The sequence below is a fragment of the Rhodopseudomonas sp. WA056 genome (assembly GCF_010906995.1).
GTDB lineage: Bacteria > Pseudomonadota > Alphaproteobacteria > Rhizobiales > Xanthobacteraceae > Rhodopseudomonas > Rhodopseudomonas palustris_G.
The window spans coordinates 1-5,556 of record NZ_QPFS01000193.1 but is presented as its reverse complement, the minus strand read 5'-3'; the positions used below and the strand labels follow the sequence as shown (position 1 = coordinate 5,556).

General features: G+C 62.9%; 5 protein-coding genes. 3 read left to right on the top strand and 2 right to left on the bottom strand.

Annotation, left to right across the window (positions count from 1 at the left end):
* Positions 1-209 precede the first annotated feature (209 nt).
* Positions 210-1,043 carry a DUF8758 domain-containing protein gene (locus tag DU475_RS22915; RefSeq protein WP_164633425.1) on the top strand — a complete coding sequence of 278 codons (834 nt, stop codon included), beginning with the start codon at positions 210-212 and terminating at the stop codon, positions 1,041-1,043.
* Here DU475_RS22915 and DU475_RS22910 read toward each other — a convergent pair.
* Complete coding sequence (locus DU475_RS22910) at positions 994-1,473, bottom strand: DUF488 domain-containing protein (protein WP_164633424.1); 480 nt, start codon at positions 1,471-1,473, stop codon at positions 994-996. The two genes, DU475_RS22915 and DU475_RS22910, sit on opposite strands and share 50 nt — an antisense overlap.
* Positions 1,474-2,348: 875 nt before the next feature.
* Between DU475_RS22910 and DU475_RS22905 the strand changes: the two genes are divergently transcribed.
* Together DU475_RS22905 and DU475_RS22900 are read left to right on the top strand one after the other, a co-directional pair.
* Entirely contained in the window at positions 2,349-2,723 is a 375-nt protein-coding gene (locus DU475_RS22905) for a hypothetical protein (RefSeq protein ID WP_164633423.1), read from the top strand.
* Positions 2,724-3,035: 312 nt separating this feature from the next.
* On the top strand, positions 3,036-4,799 hold the full coding sequence (locus DU475_RS22900) for a sensor domain-containing diguanylate cyclase (protein WP_164633422.1): 1,764 nt from the start codon (positions 3,036-3,038) through the stop codon (positions 4,797-4,799).
* Positions 4,800-4,816: 17 nt separating this feature from the next.
* On the opposite strand, the gene DU475_RS22895 is transcribed toward DU475_RS22900, so the two are convergent.
* Positions 4,817-5,556 (bottom strand): beta-ketoacyl-ACP synthase III (locus DU475_RS22895; protein WP_164633421.1); only part of this gene is annotated, 740 nt, incomplete at its 5' end.

Sequence of the window (5,556 nt, the reverse complement as noted above, 5' to 3'; positions counted from 1 at the left end):
CCGAACTCGATCGCAACCATGCGTCTGCGCCTGATCCGCGCACTTGCCAAAACCCTGCCGCGATGCCCCTGTTGTGGCCTCGCCGCAGCATCAAGCCGGCGGCGAAATTTATGACGCAGTAGTACTAGGTCGCCCTACGGGCTAAAATCTGGACGGCGATAAATAGTGCCGCTAAAGTCGCTATTTTCCAGTTTGATATATTTCATAGCATGGCATCACGTCCCGCGCGAATACTCATACTTTGCAAGACCTACCCGTCTCCGAGTGGCAAGCATGTCGAGACATCGTGCGTTGCTGGCTTTGAGGAGAACGGGAAATTCATACGCCTGTTCCCGGTCCCGTTCCGTCTCGTTGACGACGATAAGAAATTCAAGAAGTGGCAGTGGATCAAGGCAAGAGTTGAAAAAGCAAAGAACGATCACAGGCCGGAAAGCCACCGGCTCTTCATTGATACCATCACAGTGGAGGGTGAGCCCCTCTCGGTGAAGCTTGGTTGGAGGGACCGGAGAAAGGTGCTTGATCGCATCCAAGTCTTCGATGACTTCGCCGCTCTCGATCAGGCGCGGATATCGACCGGTATAACTCTTGGCCTACTGCGTCCGTCTCGGATTTTATGTCTCGATATCACTCGGACGGAAAATCCTGATTGGACGGCGGAGGAGCGAGAAAAGCTCGTGCAGAACGAGAGACAAGGCGGTTTATTCGATGCTGCTGATGAAAGGCGGATAGCGACGCTCCGAAAGCTGCCGTTTGACTTTCACTATCGCTATTCCTGCGAAATTCAGGGGGACTCCCGTGAGTATCGGCATAAGATAGCTGATTGGGAGGCGGGTGCGCTTTATTGGAAGTGCCGCAGAAGTTATGGGACTGCCTGGGAGGCCCCGTTTCGCGCAAAGTTAGAGAAGTCGCTTCCGGCGGCGGACCTCACGTTCCTGATGGGAACCATTCACCGTTTCCCCGATCAATGGTTGATTGTAAGCTTGATCTATCCGCCTAAGCAGCAGAGTGGAGCTGAGTGTCAGGGATCACTGTTTGGGCTGTGAGGTGCGCAACGGTGAGATTTGAGATCGAGCTTGCGGCGCGCGCAACATACGTGCGGTGGCACTGAGTGAAGTCAGCTTCAAAGCAGACGAGACATGTAGGCGAGGTCTTCGCTAACTTTGCGAGCTGCGAAACTACTTCGCTCTGCGTCTTGAGGTGCGCCAAGAAGCCCTTCGTGTAGGCCGCCCAATTCTCGTCGATTTTGTAGCGATCCCGAATGGGCTTCGGGCAACCCAGCGTAGGGAGATGGAGGTAGGCAACGCCCACGCTATTCAAAGCGGCTGCAAAGCTACGCTTCGAGAAGCCTCTCTTTCGAGAGATTGGATTGGCCCGCACATCGACGATTGTGCCAACGCCTTCCTCTGTCAATCGAGAGAGGAATGCGTCGATCGATAAGCCCTCATATCCAAATGTGAAAAGTTGCTTTGCCATAGTTCCTTCGCTGCTTTCAGCACGGATGATAATGCGGGATGCCTCGGAAAGAAATTACTAATGAGTCGAGCCGCGCTTATTGGATGGGCCGGCGGCCTATCAATTTCGTATTGACAACGTTCCTGTCTGAGTCTATATTCCTATCCTTCCCGCTCCACCAACGAGGGGCGACTCGCGATCGTCACTAGTCGTGGGGCGGGGTGCGGTGGACGCGGCAGCGTCGGGCGCGGAGGGAAGGCGGCAGGGGATGCCGTGGCAGGGGGGCGCAGGGCCCGGCCCGGCGTCTGCGGAGCCGCCGGACTTCAAGCGCATGACGACGACGCTGTGCGGTGCGAGCCGGGGCGGAGACGTACCCCACTTAAATCACCTCTGCGCGCCGGCCCAACTCGTGTGGTCCCGACGCCCGTCGCTGGCGCCAAGGGACGGGGCGCCTGCACGCCTACCGGCCGCGGGGAGGCAAGGTCTGTACGTTCGCGTCCGAACCGCTCAGTCCCGACGGTGACGAACCCAAGCGTAGCAAACGCCACCGGGGAGAGCACGAAGCAAGCCGGAAGCCTCACCGCGTGCGGAACGCCGGACGTGTCGGTGCTTTCGTGGTGACTTACTCGTGCGCTTTTTGCATTGCGCATGAGGCTGCGGACGCATCGTCGCGTCCGGCATTCCGCGCGCCCTCGTTTCGGGCGCGGCGCGACGGGGCGGGCGCCCCGGCCGCGCAACTCCTCTCCCTTTGGTCCGCCACCTCCGCGCCGTTCAACCAACAGCGGCGTCGCCGCATGTCTGCGAATGATCGAATTGGCACGCCGCGGCCGGCGCATTCGCGCTATCATCGCGGCGTTGCGTTGCCCTGACCAAATTCTTTTCCAAGGAGACCCGCCATGGCCCAGATGCTCGCGCCCCTGTCCGTGACCACGCCCGAATTCCCGATCGCGGCCGGCGGCGAGGGGCCGCTGTCCGGCGGGGTGGCGCAGGTGATCAACCCGTGGCGCTGGTTCACCACCATCATGGGCAATCAGTTCAGCCTGTTCAGCATCAATCTCGGCCGCTCCTCGGCGCCGCAGGTCGAGACGCAGATCCTCGACGAGGTCGGCTCCTACGGCCGCCAGCTCGGCCGGATCGGCGAGGCGCTGGAGGTGCTGGTGCGGGAGTTTCCGCGCGAGGGCCTGACCGAGGCGGCGGTCGCGGCGCTGGAGGATTTTTCCGCGCAGATGCGCGAGATTAAGCGGATTAAGGAGAAGCCGCACGGGGCGTAGAAGGTCGTGGCAGATCGGCAGCCGCATCAGCCATGACGCTGGTCTGGGCACCACCGCCCGGATCGAGTTCGACCGTGCGAGCTGGAGCAAATCGCCTCGTCGGCGTCGTTCGAACACCAGCGGCGATGACGCATGGTCTGGCGGACATCTCCGGTCGGTCCGGCGGCGATCGATGATCGGGACGATCGGCACCACAGCGCGAACCATTAGTGAAGCCTTCAGATCTGACTTGTATGTGGTTTAGTCGGCGCAGCCGAATTCGGCGGTCGCTCGGAACGATGGCTTGTTTCGGCGGAGATGACACCAAGCCCGATGCGCTTTCTCTGGAATCAGATTGCCACCAGCCTCAAGACGCGGTTTCTGGTCGTCACCGTCTGCGTGTTCGGGCTGGTCGCCGTGCCGGCCTATGTGGCGTTCGAATTCCTGACCCGTAAGACCGTGGTGGCGCTCGGCACGTTGTTCGCCGAGAAGCAGGTGCTGTTCGACCGCTACCGCGGCCTCGAGGCGCTGATCCGGGAGGTGTCGCTGGCCGAGACGGTCGCCCGGTCGCCGGCGGTGCGCGACTGGGCCCGCGACGAGGCCGATCCCGACAAGGCCAAGCGCGGGCTGGCCGAGCTCGAGCACTACCGGCTGTCGTTTCACGACAAGAGCTATTTCTTCGTCGTCGACCAGTCCGGCAATTATTACTTCAACGATGCCCAGAACAGCCACGACGGCAGCCAGCTTCGCTATCAGGTGAGGCGCGACAATCCGCGTGACGGCTGGTATTTCAAGACGATCGCGGCCGGACAGGGCTGCCAGCTCAATGTCGATCGCGACGACAATCTCGCCGTCACCAAAGTCTGGATCAACTGCGTCATCAGCGAGCAGGGCCGGATTCTCGGCGTGATCGGCACCGGCGTCGACCTCAGCGAGTTCATCCGCGAGGTGGTGGCGCTGCCGCAGACCGGCGTCACCAGCATGTTCGTCGATCGTGCCGGCGCCATCCAGGCGCATCGCGATCCGGCGATGGTCGATTTCCACAGCCTCACCAAGGACACCAAGACCAAGAAGACGATCTTCCAGCAGGTCGACAGTCCCGCGGACGCCGCCGAACTCGCCGCCATGATGCAGCGCGTCTCCGCCGGCCCCGCGGCGGTGGAGTCGCGCTTCATGAACATCGGGGGGCGCGAGGTCCTGGTCGGCGTCGGCTATCTCGACCAGCTCGGCTGGTTCAACGTGACGCTGATGGACATCGACGCCATCATCGATCGCCGCTTGTTCACCCCGATCGCGTTGTTGCTGATCGTGATGATGACGGCGGCGGTCGCGCTCGTCACCATCCTGTTCCGCCGGGTGGTGCTCGATCGGCTCGCCACCGTCGAGGCCGCCGCGCGGCGGGTCGAAGACGGCGACTTCGACAATATCGTCGTCGACCAGGGCAGGGACGAGATCGGCCGACTGTCGCGCACCTTGTCGGGCATGGCGCTCGCCGTGCGCGACCACACCCGCGTGCTCGAGGATCTGGTCGATGAGCGAACCGAGAAGCTGCGGCGTCTCGCCAATGTCGATCTCTTGACCGAGATTCCCAACCGTCGGGGTTTCACCCAGGTGTTGGAGCAGTGGCTGGCGCAGTCGCCGTTGGCGCCGCGATCGGGCGGGCTGCTGCTGATCGATCTCGACGACTTCAAGGACGTCAACGATTTGTTCGGCCATCTGGCCGGCGATCGGCTGCTGTGCGAAACCGCGCGGCGGCTGACGCCGCTGCTTACCGAGCGGGACACCTGCGCGCGCTGGGGCGGCGACGAGTTCGTGGTGCTGGTCGAGGATCGCGATGCTGACGCCCTGCGAGAGCTGTGCGCACGCATGGTCGATGCGATGAACGCCGCGCCGATCCGATCCGACGACGGGCAGGATATCGCGCTGACGGTCTCGATCGGCGCCTGCCGGGTGGGCTCGGGCAGCTCGATCGACGCCGCTTTTGCGGAGGCCGATGCGGCGCTCTACGCCGCCAAGCGCGCCGGCCGCAACCGCTTCGTGCTGTTCGACGCGGGCGCCGCGTCTGCGCGCGACGCGGTGGCGACGGCGCAGGCTTGAGCCGGCGTGCGAGACTGCTACCGCTTCTGCACGAACACCGTGCCGGCCGAATACCCCGCGCCGAACGAGCAGATCAGGCCGAGGTCGCCGGGCGCCATGTCGTCCTGGTGCTTGTGGAAGGCGATGATCGAGCCGGCCGACGAGGTGTTGGCGTAGTCGTCGAGAATGATGACGTTCTCTTCCGGCGTCGGATCGCGGCCCAGCACTTTGCGGCCGATGATCTCGTTCATGTTGATGTTGGCCTGGTGCAGCCACATCCGCTTCAGGCCGTGCGGATCGATGCCGATCTCGCGGGCGTGCTCGATGATCATCTCCGAGACCAGCGGCACCACTTCCTTGAATACCTTGCGGCCCTGCTGCACGAACAGCTTGTCGGCGTTGTCGCGTCCCGCGGGCCAGGCGCGGTTGAGGAAGCCGGCGTTGTTGCGGATGTTGTTGGAGAACTGCGTCTTCAGCTTGGTTCCGAGGATCGACCAGCCGCCGTCGGCATCATCGGCGCGCTCGACGATCGCCGCGGTGGCGACGTCGCCGAAGATGAAGTGACTGTCGCGGTCGCGGAAGTTGAGATGGCCGGAGCAGATCTCCGGATTGACCATCAGCACCGCATCGACCGAGCCGCCGCCGACGAAATCCGCCGCGGTCTTCAGCCCGAAGGTCGCCGACGAGCAGGCGACGTTCATGTCGAAGGCGAAGCCGCCAAGGCCGAGCGCATTCTGCACCTCGATCGCCATCGCAGGGTACGCGCGCTGCATGTTGG

What these genes read in the sequence shown, in the direction of transcription:
- DU475_RS22915 (WP_164633425.1), top strand. Translation starts at nt 210, where the DNA reads ATGGCATCACGTCCCGCGCGAATACTCATACTTTGCAAGACCTACCCG.
- DU475_RS22910 (WP_164633424.1), bottom strand. Translation starts at nt 1,473, where the DNA reads ATGGCAAAGCAACTTTTCACATTTGGATATGAGGGCTTATCGATCGAC.
- DU475_RS22905 (WP_164633423.1), top strand. Translation starts at nt 2,349, where the DNA reads ATGGCCCAGATGCTCGCGCCCCTGTCCGTGACCACGCCCGAATTCCCG.
- DU475_RS22900 (WP_164633422.1), top strand. Translation starts at nt 3,036, where the DNA reads ATGCGCTTTCTCTGGAATCAGATTGCCACCAGCCTCAAGACGCGGTTT.